The organism is Citrobacter sp. Cpo147 (genome assembly GCF_030332405.1).
Classification (GTDB): domain Bacteria; phylum Pseudomonadota; class Gammaproteobacteria; order Enterobacterales; family Enterobacteriaceae; genus Citrobacter; species Citrobacter portucalensis.
This window is the reverse complement of sequence record NZ_JAOWHX010000025.1, coordinates 19919-34053: the sequence shown is the minus strand read 5'-3', so window position 1 is coordinate 34053 and position 14135 is coordinate 19919. Positions and strand designations below refer to the sequence as shown.

Genomic DNA, 14135 nt, shown 5'->3' with positions numbered 1-14135 from the left:
ACCTTTTTTTAGGCACTTACCCCACCATATAAGTGGCGGTTGCGCTGGCAATATAAAGCTGTTCTTCGTTATGCAGTTCCACGCGCGCCACAGCGACTTTATTGCCCGCCCGCAGCAGGCTACTGGTGGCGGTAAAGCGGCTCCCTCTTCCGGGGCGCAGATAATCAACACGCAAATCGATTGTGCCCATGCGTGACATTCGCTGACGCAGTTCGTCCTCGCTGATCGTTTCATGGCGGGTCAGCGTACTCCCAACGCATACCAGCCCCGCGGCGACGTCCAGCGCCGAGGCGATCACGCCGCCATGCAGAATGCTTTGCGCCCAGTTGCCGACCATCATCGGTTGGTTATTAAAGGCTAATTGAGCAAATTCTTTCTCATAGCGTTCGAGCTCCAGTCCCAGCGCCCGGTTAAACGGCATATGATAGACAAACATTTCACCCACTAACTTCAGCGCTTCCTCAGCAGTAAGTACGGCAGACATACGATCCCTACATCTCAATGGTTAATGAAATGTTGATATTATGCTTATTATTTGTTGTTTTCTACTTTAGGACGGGATAACTAACGAGGAACTAGCTAAGTATGTAGAATACTTGCCAGATAATTATACAATTCATCAATATTTTGGTTCAGGAGAACATTACCGATGCGGGCGATTCTGGGATGGTTACTACCAGCAATTATGCTGCCGTTGACCGCGTATGCGCAGGAAGCGACAGTGAAAGAGATTCATGATGCACCGGCGGTTCGTGGCAGTATTATCGCCAATATGCTGCAGGAACATGACAACCCTTTCACGCTTTATCCGTATGACACCAACTATCTTATTTACACCAATACCAGCGACATGAACAAAGAGGCGATCAGCAGTTATAGCTGGTCCGAAAATGCGCGCAAAGATGAGGTTAAGTTTCAGCTAAGCCTGGCGTTTCCGCTCTGGCGCGGGATATTAGGCCCAAACTCGGTACTTGGCGGTTCCTATACCCAGAAGTCCTGGTGGCAGCTTTCGAACAGTGAAGAGTCTTCACCGTTTCGCGAAACCAACTACGAACCGCAATTGTTCCTCGGTTTCGCCACAGACTATCGCTTTGCCGGTTGGACGCTTCGTGATGTCGAAATGGGTTATAACCATGACTCCAACGGCCGATCCGATCCCACTTCACGTAGCTGGAACCGTCTTTATACCCGTCTGATGGCTGAAAATGGTAACTGGCTGGTGGAAGTTAAGCCGTGGTACGTGATTGGTAGCACCGACGATAACCCTGATATCACTAAATACATGGGCTACTATCAGCTGAAAATGGGGTATCACCTGGGTGACGCGGTTATCAGCGTGAAAGGCCAGTACAACTGGAATACCGGCTACGGCGGCGCAGAGCTGGGGGCCAGTTACCCCATCACGAAGCATGTGCGTCTATACACTCAGGTCTACAGTGGTTACGGCGAATCGCTGATTGACTACAACTTCAATCAGACGCGTGTTGGTGTGGGCGTGATGCTCAACGATATCTTCTGATAAGTATTGAGAGTATTTTAATCATTGCAGTTTCTCTCTCAGGCGCTGAAAATAGCGCCTGTTTTTATTTCGGGCGAATGGGGTTAATGTGGCGCAGGCGGAAGTGTTGAATCTGGAAATGGGCGCTAAACAGGTTTTGCAGGAAACCTTTGGCTACCAACAGTTTCGCCCCGGTCAGGAAGAAATCATTGATACCGTGCTCTCTGGTCGCGACTGCCTGGTCGTTATGCCGACCGGCGGCGGTAAATCCCTGTGCTATCAAATTCCCGCGTTATTGCTAAACGGACTCACCGTTGTCGTTTCCCCGCTGATTTCCCTGATGAAAGATCAGGTCGATCAACTGCTGGCCAACGGCGTGGCGGCGGCGTGCCTGAATTCTACTCAAAGTCGTGAACAGCAGCTTGAGGTGATGGCGGGCTGTCGCAGCGGGCAGATTCGCTTACTGTATATTGCGCCCGAACGCCTGATGCTGGATAACTTCCTTGAGCATCTGGCGCACTGGAATCCGGTGCTGCTGGCGGTTGATGAAGCGCACTGTATTTCGCAGTGGGGGCATGATTTCCGCCCCGAGTACGCTGCGCTGGGCCAGTTACGTCAGCGTTTCCCAACCCTGCCGTTTGTGGCGCTGACCGCGACCGCGGATGAGACAACCCGGCTGGACATTGTGCGTCTGCTGGGACTGAACGATCCGTTAATTCAGATCAGCAGCTTTGACCGCCCGAACATTCGCTACATGCTGATGGAGAAGTTTAAGCCGCTCGATCAGCTGATGCGCTACGTGCAAGAGCAGCGCGGTAAGTCTGGCATTATCTATTGTAACAGTCGCGCCAAAGTCGAAGACACCGCCGCGCGTCTGCAAAGCCGTGGCATCAGCGCCGGGGCTTATCATGCCGGGCTGGAAAATGCCGTACGCGCCGAGGTGCAGGAGAAATTCCAGCGCGACGACCTGCAAATCGTAGTGGCGACCGTGGCGTTCGGTATGGGGATCAACAAACCTAACGTACGCTTCGTGGTGCATTTCGATATTCCGCGCAACATTGAATCCTATTACCAGGAAACCGGCCGCGCCGGGCGTGATGGCCTGCCTGCGGAAGCGATGCTGTTTTACGATCCGGCTGATATGGCATGGCTACGCCGCTGCCTCGAAGAGAAACCCGCTGGGCAACTGCTGGATATCGAACGTCATAAGCTCAATGCGATGGGGGCGTTTGCCGAGGCGCAGACCTGTCGTCGTCTGGTGCTGCTGAACTATTTTGGCGAAGGGCGTCAGGAACCGTGTGGTAACTGCGACATCTGCCTCGACCCGCCAAAACAGTACGACGGACTCATGGATGCGCGCAAAGCGCTGTCGACGATTTACCGTGTTAACCAACGCTTCGGCATGGGGTACGTCGTGGAAGTGCTGCGCGGAGCGAATAACCAGCGTATTCGCGAACTGGCTCATGACAAACTGCCGGTCTATGGCATTGGTCGCGAGCAAAGCCACGAACACTGGGTGAGCGTTATTCGCCAGCTTATTCACCTGGGCCTGGTGACGCAGAATATTGCTCATCACTCCGCGTTACAGCTAACCGAAGCCGCGCGTCCGGTGTTGCGCGGTGACGTTGCGTTACAGCTTGCTGTACCACGTATTGTGGCGCTGAAACCGCGTGCGATGCAGAAATCCTTCGGTGGTAACTACGACCGCAAACTGTTCGCCAAATTGCGTAAGCTGCGTAAAGCCATTGCCGACGAAGAGAACATTCCGCCGTACGTGGTGTTCAACGACGCCACGCTGATTGAAATGGCGGAGCAGATGCCGGTTTCACCGAGTGAAATGCTAAGCGTCAACGGTGTGGGGATGCGGAAACTTGAGCGTTTCGGTAAAGAGTTTATGGCGCTTATTCGCGCACACGTTGATGGTGACGACGAAGAGTAGTCAGCCGGGCAAAAAAGTGCCAGGATGGTGACTCACTGAACTATTCCCCCGCGAGTCATTTTTATGTTAACGCTATTTTTCACCGTTGCGTTGGTGCATATCGTTGCGCTGATGAGCCCCGGTCCCGATTTCTTTTTTGTTTCTCAAACTGCGGTTAGCCGTTCGCGCAAAGAAGCTATGATGGGCGTGCTGGGCATTACCTGCGGCGTCATGGTCTGGGCTGGCGTGGCGCTGCTCGGCCTGCATCTTATTATCGAAAAAATGGCCTGGCTGCATACCATTATTATGGTCGGCGGGGGGCTGTATCTGTGCTGGATGGGTTATCAGATGCTGCGCGGCGCGTTTAAAAAACAGGATGTTGCGGCTCCCACTCCGCAGGTGGAGCTGGCGCAGAGCGGACGCAGCTTTTTGAAAGGTCTGCTGACCAACCTGGCGAACCCTAAAGCCATTATCTATTTTGGCTCCGTCTTCTCATTGTTCGTTGGCGACAACGTGGGCACGGGCGCGCGCTGGGGGATCTTTGCCCTGATCATCGTGGAAACACTGGCGTGGTTTACCGTGGTCGCCAGCCTGTTTGCACTTCCGAAAATGCGTCGTGGCTATCAGCGTCTGGCGAAGTGGATTGATGGTTTTGCCGGCGCGCTGTTCGCGGGCTTCGGTATCCATCTGATTATTTCGCGCTAAGTTTGTTGCCCGCCTGGGACTCCCAGGCGGTATGCGGCTTATTGCGCAAGCTTCTGTAATTCGTCCTTCGAAAGGCCGGTCATTTCCATAATTGCATCGGTATCAAGACCCCGCTTTAGCATCGCTTTTGCTATGTCCAGTATGGCAATACGTTTGCCCTCTTCACGTAGTTGATCCGCCATTGTCATCAGTTTTTCTCCATGCTGCGGCACCCGCTGTGCCAGCTTATACAATAATGTCTGAACATCTTGTGTATTCCCTGCTTGCACCATGTAGTTTACCAGCACGGTTATTTGTTGTCCGCTCATCTTCTCCAGCATAAACAGGCGGGTAAGTTTATCCAGCAGCTGCGCCATGTCGCGCTGGCGAATGTGTTTTTGTACTAATGTCAGCGCTGCCATACTGCGATGCTGCATGATCTCATCATCTGGAATAACCGTCACATCCACCAACGGAAATGGTGTGCTGTAAAGTTGAAGGGCGGTTCCAGAATCCTCAAAGTGATCCAGCCAGTTCATTGAGCCTTGCCATGGGCTTTGCTTGCCATGGTAAAAGAGAACAGGAATAACCAGCGGCAGAGTGTCGTTTCCCGCCTCAAGATGACGCTGCATCGCTGCGATAGCGTAGCGCATCAGGCGAAATGACATATGCTTGTCTGGTGAGCTTTGATGCTCAATGAGCACGTGTACATAGCCATGCCCGCTGGTGGTTTCCAGTGAGTAGAGAATATCGCTGAAATAGGGACGCAGATCGTCCTCCACAAAACTGCCTGATTCCAGACGGAGCGTTTCCAGTTTGCAGATTTTGATCAACGAGGGCGGAAGATGAAGTTCGATAAAGTCCCGCGCAGTTTCCACGCGGGAGAGGAAGGTCTTAAATACTGCATCATGTGGTGTTGTTACTTCCGCCATCGTTAATCATCCGTGAAAGGTGAATGTGGCGGAATTCTGGCATTAGCAATCAACGTCTAACAGTACAGAATAAAAGGCTTTTCTCCCTTTGCGGCAAAGTACGGAAAGTCATGTTCAGACGCTCATACTGTTAGCATTTCATTGCGAGCGTCGTTCCATTTGCTAGGCATGCCTTGCCGATGCCAGCAGGGCGCCTATCAGCATAAACAGCGAACCGAACACTTTGTTCAGCGCCTTCATTTGTTTTGGCCCTTTAATCCAGCCAGCAATGCGCGTGGCCAGCGTCGCGTAACCGATCATCACAATGATATCGACCACGATGGTCGTGACGCCAAGCACCACGTACTGCATCAACTGCGGTTCCTGCGGCAGGATGAACTGTGGGAACAGAGCGGCAAGAAAAACTATGCTCTTAGGATTGGTCAGATTAACAAAGACCGCGCGTTTGAACAGCCGGCTGCGCGATTGCGTATTCGCCATGGTATTCAGATCGATAGCACCCGCCGCCCGCCATTGTTGAATACCCAGCCAAATCAGATAGGCCGCTCCCGCCCACTTCAGCACCTCAAATGCGATCACCGAACGTGAAAATAGCGTTCCCAGTCCTACGCCAACCAGAACGATATGAATACCCAACCCGGTCTGCAAACCCGCAATCGACGCGCTGGCACCGCGATATCCGTGGCTGATGGCGGTGGTCATGGTATTGATTGCGCCAGAGCCTGGGGACAAGCTCAAAATAATAGAGGTCAGCAGGTAGGCGAACCACCATTCAAAGGTCATGAGAAACTCCCGGATTGTCTATTTTTATGCCACAATACGCTACTGCCGTTAGGTTGTGTCAGTGACGGCGAAAAAAACGATTTTACTTGGTCAGCGAGGCTGGATACCCGATGTTTCAGCAGCAAAAAGACTGGGAAACAAGAGAAAACGCGTTTGCTGCTTTTTCCATGGGGCCACTGACAGATTTCTGGCGTCAGCGGGAAGAAGCGGAATTTACGGGCGTGGATGATATTCCCGTACATTTTGTTCGTTTTCATGCAGAAAAAAACGATCGCGTCATCGTCGTCTGTCCTGGACGCATTGAAAGCTACGTGAAATACGCTGAACTGGCGTATGACCTGTTTCATTCTGGTTTTGACGTTCTCATTATCGATCACCGTGGCCAAGGGCGTTCCGGGCGTATGCTTTCGGATCCGCATCGCGGTCATGTCGATAACTTTAATGATTATGTCGACGATCTAACCGCCTTCTGGCAGCAGGAAGTGCTACCCGGCCCATGGAGAAAACGCTATATCCTGGCGCATTCAATGGGCGGGGCGATTGCGACGTTATTCCTGCAACGCCACCCGAATCAGTGTGATGCTATCGCGCTTTGTGCGCCGATGTTTGGTATTGTGATGCGCTTTCCCGACTGGATGGTGCGCCATATTCTGGACTGGGCTGAAGGGCATCCGCGGATCCGCGAAGGCTATGCGATGGGAACCGGGCGCTGGCGGGCGCTGCCGTTCAGTATGAATGCGTTAACCCATAGTCGACAGCGCTATCGGCGCAATCTGCGCTTCTATGCGGATGAGCCGCGACTGCGCGTTGGCGGCCCCACCTACCACTGGGTTCGTGAAGGGATTCTGGCTGGCGAACAGGTTTTGGCTGGTGCCGGGGATGATGCGACGCCGACGCTGCTGATTCAGGCTGAAGAAGAGCGGGTGGTAGATAACCGCATGCACGATCGTTTTTGTGAACTCCGCGCTGCAGCGGGCCATCCTGTAGAAGGGGGGCAGCCGCTTGTCATCAAAGGCGCGTACCATGAGATCCTTTTTGAAAAGGACGCCATGCGCTCAGTCGCGCTTAACGCTATTGTCGAATTTTTCGACAAGCATAACTCATCCAGCGGAACCCGCTTTGCCTAGAGGTTGAATTTTCTTATGTATCAGGTTGTTGCGTCTGATTTAGACGGTACGCTGCTTTCTCCCGACCATACTCTGTCCCCTTATGCCAAAGAGACGCTGAAGTTATTGACCGCTCGCGGCGTTAACTTCGTGTTTGCGACTGGCCGTCATCATGTTGATGTGGGGCAAATTCGCGATAACCTCGGCATTAAAACCTACATGATCACGTCCAACGGCGCGCGCGTGCATGATTCTGACGGGAATCTGGTGTTTTCCCATAACCTGGATCGCGATATTGCCAGCGACCTGTTTGGCGTAGTGAATGCAAACCCGGACATCGTGACCAACGTATATCGTGATGATGAGTGGTTTATGAATCGCCATCGTCCGGACGAAATGCGTTTCTTCAAAGAAGCGGTGTTTAACTATTCACTGTTTGAACCTGCATTACTGGAGCCTGAGGGCGTCAGCAAAGTGTTCTTCACCACCGACTCTCACGAAAGGCTACTGCCGCTGGAGCAGGCGATTAACGCCCGCTGGGGCGATCGCGTCAACGTCAGCTTCTCTACGCTTACCTGTCTGGAAGTTATGGCTGGCGGCGTATCGAAAGGTCATGCGCTGGAAGCGGTAGCAAAAGCGATGGGCTACAGCCTGAAAGACTGCATCGCCTTTGGCGACGGGATGAACGATGCGGAAATGCTCTCCATGGCAGGTAAAGGCTGCATCATGGGCAACGCCCACCAGCGCCTGAAGGATCTGCACCCGGAACTGGAAGTCATTGGTCTTAATGCCGACGATGCCGTGCCACACTATCTGCGTGAACTGTTTTTGTAGTAACCTTCTGTTCGTTAGTTGACCAGTTGTCAACTAAAAACTTCGCTACAATGGGTGTACCTTTTGTTAAGAGACATCCATTGTGGCGTTACTCATCATTACCACAATTCTGTGGGCCTTTTCCTTTAGCCTGTTTGGCGAGTACCTTGCCGGTCATGTCGATAGCTATTTTGCGGTGCTGGTGCGCGTTGGGCTGGCTGCGCTGGTGTTCCTGCCGTTTCTACGTACTCGTGGGCACAGCGTAAAAACGATCGGGCTGTATATGCTGGTGGGTGCCATGCAGCTTGGCATTATGTACATGCTGAGTTTTCACGCCTATCTGTACCTGACGGTTTCAGAACTGCTGCTCTTTACCGTGCTGACGCCGCTCTACATTACGCTGATTTATGATCTGATGAGCGGACGTCGTCTGCGCTGGAGTTACGCCTTTAGTGCGTTACTGGCGGTGATTGGTGCGGGGATCATTCGTTACGATCAGGTGACCAGCCACTTCTGGACCGGTCTGCTGCTGGTGCAGTTGTCCAATATCAGCTTTGCCATTGGTATGGTGGGCTATAAACGTCTGATGGAGACGCGGCCAATGCCGCAGCACAACGCCTTTGCCTGGTTTTATATGGGCGCCTTTATGGTGGCTGTCGTGGCCTGGTTCATGCTGGGCAATGCGCAGAAAATGCCTGCAACCACGCTACAGTGGGGAATTCTGGTCTTTCTTGGCGTGGCGGCGTCCGGCATTGGTTACTTTATGTGGAACTACGGTGCGACCCAGGTGGATGCGGGCACGCTGGGCATCATGAACAATATGCATGTCCCTGCCGGACTGTTGGTTAACCTGGCTATCTGGCATCAACAACCTCACTGGCCAAGCTTCATCATTGGTGCGGCTGTGATAGTGGCTTCACTGTGGGTACATCGAAAGTGGGTCGTTCCGCACTCCGTACAAACGGCAGGTGATCGCAGGCGTGATTCCGCGCTGAGCGAATAAACGCTTCTGTGACCGGCTGTCGCTGCTCGCCATCACGCACGGCGGCGTACAGTCGGCTCCACAATCCATCACCCAGGGTTTTGGTCACTACCAGGCCCTGGCGTTCAAAACTCTCCACCACCCAGTGCGGTAACGCCGCGATACCCATTCTGGCTGCAACCATCTGAATCAGCAGCAAGGTGTTATCCACGCTTTTCAGCGACGGACTAACGCCTGCAGGTTGCAGGAAATGCCGCCATACATCCAGTCGACTCCGTTGCACCGGGTAAATGAGCAGCGTCTCGCTGGCCAAATCTTCTGGCGTGATTTGCGTTTTGCTAGCCAACGGATGGTCAGGCGCCAGTACCAGGCGGACTTCAAAATCGAACATCGGCGAGTAGTGCAATCCGCTGCGCGGCAGGATGTCGGAGGTTAACACCAGATCCAGCTCATCCTGCTGTAGCGCTGGTTGCGGATCGAACGTCACGCCGGATTTAAAGTCCATCTCCACCTGCGGCCAGTTAGCACGAAAATTCTCCAGCGCGGGCGTCAGCCATTGAATACAACTGTGACATTCAATCGCGATTCGCAACCTGGTTTGCTGCGGTTCGTTGCAGGCCTGCAGCGCACGACCAATTTGCGGCAATACCTGACTGGCTAACTGCAGCAGGATTTCTCCCTGCGGCGTAAAGCGCAGAGGCTGGCTTTTACGGATAAAAAGTCGAAAGCCAAGGCGCTGCTCCAGATCGCTGAACTGGTGAGAAAGGGCGGATTGGGTCTGATGCAACGTCGCCGCTGCGGCTGCCAGAGAACCACTATTCCGCAACGCCTGGAGCGTTTTCAGGTGTTTAATCTCGATCATGAAAGTCCTTCACTTCGGCATGAATAAATTGCGCTTGAGGAATATACAGTAACCGCCAATTATGGATGTGTAAACATCTGGACGTCCAAAACTCGTCATATTTCGGCTTGCAGATGCGTTGGCTTCCTCGCTTACCCCAGTCACTTACTTCAGTAAGCTCCTGGGGATGCGCTGTGTCGCCGCCTTCCTGCAAACCGAACTATTTAGAGTTTTTGCTTCAGATTCAATAAAATAAGAGAGGAAGAAAAATGACAATATTGAATCACACCCTCGGTTTCCCTCGCGTTGGCCTGCGTCGCGAGTTGAAGAAAGCGCAAGAAAGCTACTGGGCGGGAAATTCTTCCCGTGAAGATTTGCTGACCGTTGGCCGCGAGCTGCGTGCCCGCCACTGGGATCAGCAGAAGCAGGCGGGCGTTGACCTGCTGCCGGTGGGTGATTTTGCCTGGTACGATCACGTGCTGACCACCAGCCTGCTGCTCGGCAACGTTCCGGCTCGCCATCAAAATAAAGACGGCTCGGTCGATATCGATACCTTATTCCGCATTGGCCGTGGCCGCGCACCAACGGGTGAACCCGCAGCGGCGGCAGAAATGACCAAATGGTTTAACACCAACTATCACTATATGGTGCCAGAGTTCACTAAAGGTCAGCAGTTCAAACTGACCTGGACCCAACTGCTGGATGAAGTGGACGAAGCGCTGGCGCTCGGTCACAAGGTGAAGCCTGTGTTGCTGGGGCCGGTAACCTACCTGTGGTTGGGTAAAGTGAAAGGCGAGCAGTTTGACCGTCTGAGCCTGTTGAACGACATTCTGCCGGTTTACCAGCAGGTGCTGGCCGAGCTGGCGAAACGCGGTATTGAGTGGGTGCAGATTGACGAACCCGCTCTGGTGCTGGAATTGCCGCAAGCGTGGCTGGAGGTCTTCAAACCAGCTTATGACGCGCTGACGGGTCAGGTGAAGCTGCTACTGACCACCTACTTCGAAGGCGTAACGCCAAACCTGGATACCATTACCGCCCTGCCGGTGCAGGGACTGCACGTTGACTTCGTGCACGGCAAAGATGATGCAGCCGAGTTGCATAAACGTCTGCCTGCCGACTGGCTGCTGTCAGCGGGGCTGGTGAACGGCCGCAACGTCTGGCGTGCCGATCTCAGCGAAAAATACGCACAAATCAAAGATATCGTCGGGAAACGTAACCTGTGGGTGGCTTCTTCCTGCTCCCTGCTGCACAGCCCAATCGATCTCAGTGTTGAAACCCGCCTTGATGCAGAAGTGAAGAGCTGGTTTGCCTTCGCCCTGCAAAAATGCGGCGAGCTGGCGCTGCTGCGCGATGCGTTGAATAGCGGTGATACGGCGGCAATTGTCGAGTGGAGCGCACCGATTCAGGCTCGTCGTCACTCTACCCGCGTACACAACGCCGCAGTGGAAAAACGTCTGGCGGCAATCACCGCCCAGGACAGCCAGCGCGCTAATGCTTACCCGGTTCGTGCCGAGGCGCAACGTGCCCGCTTTAATCTGCCGGCATGGCCGACTACGACTATCGGTTCATTCCCGCAAACCACGGAAATTCGCGGCCTGCGGCTGGACTTCAAAAAGGGCAACCTGGATGCCGGTAACTATCGCACCGGAATTGCGGAACATATTAAACAGGCGATTGTTGAACAGGAACGTCTGGGTCTCGACGTGCTGGTACACGGTGAAGCCGAGCGTAATGACATGGTCGAATACTTTGGCGAACACCTGGACGGCTTCGTCTTCACCCAGAACGGTTGGGTGCAGAGCTACGGCTCTCGCTGCGTGAAGCCGCCGGTGGTGATTGGCGACGTCAGCCGCCCGGAAGCGATCACCGTGGAGTGGGCGAAATATGCCCAGTCGCTGACCGACAAACCGGTAAAAGGCATGCTGACCGGTCCGGTGACCATTCTCTGCTGGTCATTCCCGCGTGAAGACGTGACGCGTGAAACCATCGCGAAGCAGATTGCGCTGGCGCTGCGTGATGAAGTGGCGGATCTGGAAGCGGCGGGTATCGGCATCATCCAGATTGATGAACCGGCACTGCGCGAAGGTCTGCCGCTGCGTCGCAGCGACTGGGCGGCGTATCTGGAGTGGGGCGTGGAAGCCTTCCGCATTAACGCGGCGGTAGCGAAGGATGAAACCCAGATCCACACCCACATGTGTTATTGCGAGTTCAACGACATCATGGACTCCATTGCGGCGCTGGATGCGGACGTGATTACCATTGAAACCTCGCGCTCTGATATGGAGTTGCTGGAATCGTTTGAAGAGTTCGACTATCCGAACGAAATCGGGCCGGGCGTATACGATATTCACTCGCCGAACGTCCCGAGCGTGGAGTGGATTGAAGCCCTGTTGAAGAAAGCCGAGCTGCGCATTCCAGCAGAACGTCTGTGGGTGAACCCGGACTGCGGCCTGAAAACCCGCGGCTGGCCGGAAACCCGTGCCGCGCTGGCGAACATGGTCAAAGCGGCGCAGAATTTGCGTCAGGCGTAATTCGGTGCCCGGGAAGCGCTGGGGCTTACCCGGGTTACAGGAAATCGCAATAGTTGTAGGCCCGGTCAGGCGTCGCTGCCACCGGGCAATTAACGTTTATTTCTTCCCACCGTATTGCACGAACCACTCCAGCATTCTCTGCCAACCGTCTTTCGCGGACTCTTCGTGATAGCTCGGGCGATAATCGGCGTTGAACGCATGTCCGGCATCGGGATAGACCACGATTTCCGCTTTAGCATTGGCGGCGCGCAGTGCCTGGCGCATTGTTTCAACGGTATCTTGCGGAATGCTGGTGTCCTGGCCGCCATAAAGCCCCAAAACGGGGGCGTTAAGATCGGTTGCGATATCAACGGGATGTTTTGGCGAGTTGAGGGTTTTATCACCCACCAGTTTGCCATACCACGCCACGGCCGCTTTTAACTGCGGATTATGTGCGGCATACAGCCAGGTGATGCGCCCACCCCAGCAAAATCCGGTGATCATCAACTGGTGTGCATCTCCTCCGTTGCGGGAGGCCCAGCTAGCGACGTGGTCCAGATCGGCCAGTACCTGAGAGTCGGGCACTTTGGCGACAAGGCCACTAAGCAGCGTAGGGATATCGGCAAAGTCATTGGGATCGCCTTCGCGAAAATAGAGTTCTGGTGCGATAGCCAGATACCCTTCCAGAGCCAAACGACGGCAAACGTCACGAATGTGCTCATGAATACCAAAAATCTCCTGCACGACAATGACTACGGGCAGCAGGCCATCAGTCTGTTTTGGTCGTGCGTGATACGCTGGCATATCATCGCCTTGTGAAGGTATGGACGTTACACCGGCGATAATTGCATTATCCGGGGTGTGAACCGTGGTAGACGTCGGTGGAGATACAGCAGGTGCAAAGCCAGATTGTCGTGTTGTCATGGTATTCTCCGTACCCTTAAATATTCAGCAAAAAAGCGCATTGTTAACTATAGACACATGCAACGAACCACATTGCCTTAAACGGGCTATCTTTTGTGCAGGGCTTCCTTACATCACATCATTTATGTGACATTAATCACTTTTTGATGGTAATTGAATGCAATTGATTTACATCATAGTGATGACTGTCACGAAAATATGTTTATGCCTTCGGTAAAGTGTGTTTTTGCTTCTTCTGACAAAACCGATTCACAGAGGAGTTTTTATGTCTAAGTCTGATGTTTTTCATCTCGGCCTCACTAAGAACGATTTACAAGGGGCTACGCTTGCTATCGTCCCTGGCGACCCGGAGCGTGTGGAAAAGATCGCCGCGCTGATGGATAAGCCGGTTAAGCTGGCATCTCATCGCGAGTTCACTACCTGGCGTGCTGAGCTGGATGGTAAAGCCGTGATCGTTTGTTCTACCGGTATCGGCGGCCCGTCCACCTCTATTGCCGTAGAAGAACTGGCACAGCTGGGCATTCGTACCTTCCTGCGTATCGGTACGACTGGCGCTATCCAGCCGCATATCAACGTAGGTGATGTACTGGTTACCACTGCATCTGTTCGTCTGGACGGCGCAAGCCTGCACTTCGCACCAATGGAATTCCCGGCCGTTGCGGACTTCGAGTGCACCACCGCGCTGGTGGAAGCGGCGAAATCTATCGGCGCCACCACTCACGTGGGGGTCACCGCGTCTTCTGACACCTTCTACCCGGGCCAGGAGCGGTATGACACCTTCTCTGGTCGCGTCGTGAGCCGTTTCAAAGGCTCAATGGAAGAGTGGCAGTCTATGGGCGTCATGAACTACGAAATGGAATCTGCTACGCTGCTGACCATGTGCGCAAGCCAGGGTCTGCGTGCCGGTATGGTCGCAGGTGTTATCGTGAACCGTACTCAGCAAGAGATCCCTAATGCGGAAACGATGAAACAAACGGAAAGTCACGCGGTGAAAATCGTGGTTGAAGCCGCGCGTCGTTTACTGTAATTCCCCCTTCTATTCAAAAAGGCCGACGCGTTCGGTCTTTTTATTTTGCGTAGTGCCTCGCAGGAAATTCCTTTTAAACTGGACGTTTATACAGCACAATTCTATTTTGTGCGGGTA

The 14135-nt window shown here is 53.6% G+C and carries 13 protein-coding genes; 8 read left to right on the top strand and 5 right to left on the bottom strand.

The annotated features are described in order from the left end of the window. Positions 1-16: 16 nt before the first annotated feature. Positions 17-484, bottom strand: a complete 468-nt coding sequence (gene yigI, locus OGY06_RS00655; RefSeq protein WP_003828949.1) for an acyl-CoA thioesterase YigI — start codon at positions 482-484, stop codon at positions 17-19. 165 nt (positions 485-649) lie between these two features. Here yigI and pldA point away from each other — a divergent pair, with 165 nt between their 5' ends. From pldA to rhtC, 3 genes are all read left to right on the top strand, one after another. Further along, positions 650-1519 carry a phospholipase A gene (gene pldA, locus OGY06_RS00650; protein WP_003828947.1) on the top strand — a complete coding sequence of 290 codons (870 nt, stop codon included), beginning with the start codon at positions 650-652 and terminating at the stop codon, positions 1517-1519. Positions 1520-1607: 88 nt separating this feature from the next. Then, complete coding sequence (gene recQ / locus OGY06_RS00645; RefSeq protein WP_008787089.1) at positions 1608-3437, top strand: ATP-dependent DNA helicase RecQ; 1830 nt, start codon at positions 1608-1610, stop codon at positions 3435-3437. A 63-nt stretch (positions 3438-3500) separates the two neighbouring features. Beyond that, positions 3501-4121 carry a threonine export protein RhtC gene (gene rhtC / locus OGY06_RS00640; RefSeq protein WP_003828942.1) on the top strand — a complete coding sequence of 207 codons (621 nt, stop codon included), beginning with the start codon at positions 3501-3503 and terminating at the stop codon, positions 4119-4121. Between the two features lie 38 nt (positions 4122-4159). Here rhtC and OGY06_RS00635 read toward each other — a convergent pair whose 3' ends face one another. Together OGY06_RS00635 and rhtB are read right to left on the bottom strand one after the other, a co-directional pair. Beyond that, complete coding sequence (locus tag OGY06_RS00635; protein WP_164563280.1) at positions 4160-5032, bottom strand: Rpn family recombination-promoting nuclease/putative transposase; 873 nt, start codon at positions 5030-5032, stop codon at positions 4160-4162. Positions 5033-5194: 162 nt separating this feature from the next. Then, positions 5195-5815, bottom strand: a complete 621-nt coding sequence (gene rhtB, locus OGY06_RS00630) for a homoserine/homoserine lactone efflux protein (RefSeq protein ID WP_003828938.1) — start codon at positions 5813-5815, stop codon at positions 5195-5197. A gap of 110 nt (positions 5816-5925) precedes the next feature. On the opposite strand from rhtB, the gene pldB reads away from it, so the two are divergent. From pldB to OGY06_RS00615, 3 genes are all read left to right on the top strand, one after another. Then, complete coding sequence (pldB, locus tag OGY06_RS00625; RefSeq protein WP_149335741.1) at positions 5926-6942, top strand: lysophospholipase L2; 1017 nt, start codon at positions 5926-5928, stop codon at positions 6940-6942. Between the two features lie 15 nt (positions 6943-6957). Beyond that, positions 6958-7755, top strand: a complete 798-nt coding sequence (gene yigL, locus OGY06_RS00620; RefSeq protein WP_003828932.1) for a sugar/pyridoxal phosphate phosphatase YigL — start codon at positions 6958-6960, stop codon at positions 7753-7755. Between the two features lie 82 nt (positions 7756-7837). Next, a complete protein-coding gene (locus OGY06_RS00615) occupies positions 7838-8737 on the top strand; it encodes a carboxylate/amino acid/amine transporter (protein WP_003828930.1) in 900 nt (299 codons plus the stop codon). Here the strand turns inward: OGY06_RS00615 and metR are convergent. After that, entirely contained in the window at positions 8625-9578 is a 954-nt protein-coding gene (gene metR, locus OGY06_RS00610) for an HTH-type transcriptional regulator MetR (protein ID WP_003828928.1), read from the bottom strand. The genes OGY06_RS00615 and metR overlap by 113 nt on opposite strands. 248 nt (positions 9579-9826) lie before the next feature. Between metR and metE the strand changes: the two genes are divergently transcribed. Continuing rightward, the gene (gene metE / locus OGY06_RS00605; protein ID WP_193134882.1) at positions 9827-12088 is read left to right on the top strand and encodes a 5-methyltetrahydropteroyltriglutamate--homocysteine S-methyltransferase; all 2262 of its coding nucleotides are present in this window, start codon (positions 9827-9829) and stop codon (positions 12086-12088) included. Between the two features lie 96 nt (positions 12089-12184). On the opposite strand, the gene OGY06_RS00600 is transcribed toward metE, so the two are convergent. Then, a complete protein-coding gene (locus tag OGY06_RS00600; protein ID WP_003828924.1) occupies positions 12185-12991 on the bottom strand; it encodes a dienelactone hydrolase family protein in 807 nt (268 codons plus the stop codon). A gap of 265 nt (positions 12992-13256) precedes the next feature. On the opposite strand from OGY06_RS00600, the gene udp reads away from it, so the two are divergent. Further along, positions 13257-14018, top strand: coding sequence for a uridine phosphorylase (gene udp / locus OGY06_RS00595; protein ID WP_003828923.1), 762 nt, complete (start codon positions 13257-13259; stop codon positions 14016-14018). The last annotated feature ends 117 nt before the right edge of the window (positions 14019-14135 follow it).

Coding starts and splice junctions, on each gene's coding strand:
- yigI (WP_003828949.1), bottom strand. CDS start 484: ATGTCTGCCGTACTTACTGCTGAGGAAGCGCTGAAGTTAGTGGGTGAA.
- pldA (WP_003828947.1), top strand. CDS start 650: ATGCGGGCGATTCTGGGATGGTTACTACCAGCAATTATGCTGCCGTTG.
- rhtC (WP_003828942.1), top strand. CDS start 3,501: ATGTTAACGCTATTTTTCACCGTTGCGTTGGTGCATATCGTTGCGCTG.
- OGY06_RS00635 (WP_164563280.1), bottom strand. CDS start 5,032: ATGGCGGAAGTAACAACACCACATGATGCAGTATTTAAGACCTTCCTC.
- rhtB (WP_003828938.1), bottom strand. CDS start 5,815: ATGACCTTTGAATGGTGGTTCGCCTACCTGCTGACCTCTATTATTTTG.
- pldB (WP_149335741.1), top strand. CDS start 5,926: ATGTTTCAGCAGCAAAAAGACTGGGAAACAAGAGAAAACGCGTTTGCT.
- yigL (WP_003828932.1), top strand. CDS start 6,958: ATGTATCAGGTTGTTGCGTCTGATTTAGACGGTACGCTGCTTTCTCCC.
- metR (WP_003828928.1), bottom strand. CDS start 9,578: ATGATCGAGATTAAACACCTGAAAACGCTCCAGGCGTTGCGGAATAGT.
- metE (WP_193134882.1), top strand. CDS start 9,827: ATGACAATATTGAATCACACCCTCGGTTTCCCTCGCGTTGGCCTGCGT.
- OGY06_RS00600 (WP_003828924.1), bottom strand. CDS start 12,991: ATGACAACACGACAATCTGGCTTTGCACCTGCTGTATCTCCACCGACG.
- udp (WP_003828923.1), top strand. CDS start 13,257: ATGTCTAAGTCTGATGTTTTTCATCTCGGCCTCACTAAGAACGATTTA.